We start from the raw sequence: 1,658 nt of genomic DNA, 5'->3' as shown, positions 1-1,658 counted from the left end.
CCGGTACACGGCCCCGGCCCCCGGGGCCCCCGGGCCACGGGGCGCCGACGGCGGCGGACGCGCACAGCGCCGCCGCCGTCGTCATGTCCAGGGGGAGCACGGCCGCCCGGCGCCGGGTGTCGTACCGCGGCCGCGGCCGGACGGCTCCGCCGCCCGGCAGCACGCCGGGCCGGGCCGGGCCGGGCGCCGGGAGGCCGACGGCCGTCATCCGCGGCGCACCGAGAACGCCGTCGTCCCCCCGGTACGGCCGGGCGCTGCCGGCGGTGAGCGGTTCCGCTCCCGCCGGTGACGAGACGGCGACCGCACCGCCCACGGCCCCACCGCATCCGCGCCTCACCACGCCGCACCGCACCGGGTTCGTCCCGGTTGTGCCCGGCGTCCGTCAGGCCGGGCGGACCACGCTGTGGATCGACGACTCGCCGTCGTAGAAGATCGACTCCTCGCGGACGTAGGTGCCGGGCTTCGGCGCGTGGATCATCATGCCGTTGCCGACGTAGACGCCCACGTGGGTGATGTCGTCGTAGAAGAAGACGAGGTCACCGGGCCGGGCCTGGGACACCGCGACCGCGGTGCCGGCCCCGACCTGGTCGTAGGTGGTGCGGGGGAGGGAGACGCCGGCGGCCTTCCACGCGGCCTGGGTCAGTCCCGAGCAGTCGTAGGAACCGGGACCGGTGGCGCCCCAGACGTAGGGCTTGCCGATCTGCGCGCGGGCGAAGGCGAGGGCCTTCTCGGCCTTGGCCGTGTACGAGGAGTCCGTCGAGGCCGGCGGCGCGGCCGACGTGGAGCCGGAGGAGCCGGTGGACCCGGAGGAGCCGGGGGACTCGGAAGTGCCGGAGGAGCCGCTCTCCGCCGGCCGCTGCCGGGCCTCCTCCTCGGCCTCCCGCTGCTCCGCCTGCTGCCGGGCGAGCTCGGCCGCCTCGCGGGCGGCCTCCTCCCGCTTCCTCTCCTCGGCCGCCGCGAGCCGTGCCTTCTCCTCGGCGGTCAGCTTCGACAGCAGCTCGCGCGCGGTGCCGAGTTTCCTCTGGACCGTGGCCTTGGCGGTCTTCAGGTCGTCCTGCGCGTCGGCGAGCGTCACGAGGCTCTCGGCGGCCTCCTTGCGCTTCTCCATCGTCTCGGACTGCCGGGTGACGTAGTCGTCGACCGCCGCCTTCTGGCGGCCGGTCATCCGGTCCATCAGCTGGTTCCGGTCGAAGAAGTCCTGCGGGGAGTCCGCGAGCAGGAAGGTCGCCGTGTCGGGGACTCCGGCACCGGTCCGGTACTGGGCGGCGGCGAAGGAACCCAGTTCCTCCCGTGCCTCGTTGAGCGTCTGGGTGCGCTTGGCCACGTCGTCAAGGAGGGTGTCGACGCGCTTGCGCTGCTGGGTGGTCCTCTCCTTGGCCGCGTTGTACTTCTCGGTCGCCGACTCCGCCTGGCGGTACAGGTCGTCGACCTTCTTCTCCACCTCCTCCAGGCTCGGCCGGCCGTCGTCCGAGGGCGCCGCGTCGGCCGTCTGGGAGAGGAGGGCGACGGAGGTCAGGGCCGCCGTGGCGAGAGCGGGGGTCCGTATGCCGGCCACGCGTGCACCCGGGGTGCGCGACTTGCGGTGCGACGCCAAGGGAGGCGACTCCTTCCAACGTTCCGCCGCGGGGAGCGGCAGGGGCTCCCCGCGGCGGAACGTT

General features: G+C 74.7%; 1 protein-coding gene and 1 pseudogene. Both read right to left on the bottom strand.

Annotation, left to right across the window (positions count from 1 at the left end; all coding sequences use genetic code 11):
• A pseudogene (locus AOK18_RS33715) lies at window positions 1-313 on the bottom strand (hypothetical protein); the annotation flags it as partial.
• A 69-nt stretch (window positions 314-382) separates the two neighbouring features.
• Window positions 383-1,594 carry a C40 family peptidase gene (locus tag AOK18_RS26940; RefSeq protein WP_055696022.1) on the bottom strand — a complete coding sequence of 404 codons (1,212 nt, stop codon included), beginning with the start codon at window positions 1,592-1,594 and terminating at the stop codon, window positions 383-385.
• Between the last annotated feature and the right edge of the window lie 64 nt (window positions 1,595-1,658).

The organism is Streptomyces prasinopilosus, assembly GCF_001419695.1.
GTDB lineage: Bacteria > Actinomycetota > Actinomycetes > Streptomycetales > Streptomycetaceae > Streptomyces > Streptomyces prasinopilosus.
This window is presented reverse-complemented; position numbering and strand designations above follow the sequence as displayed.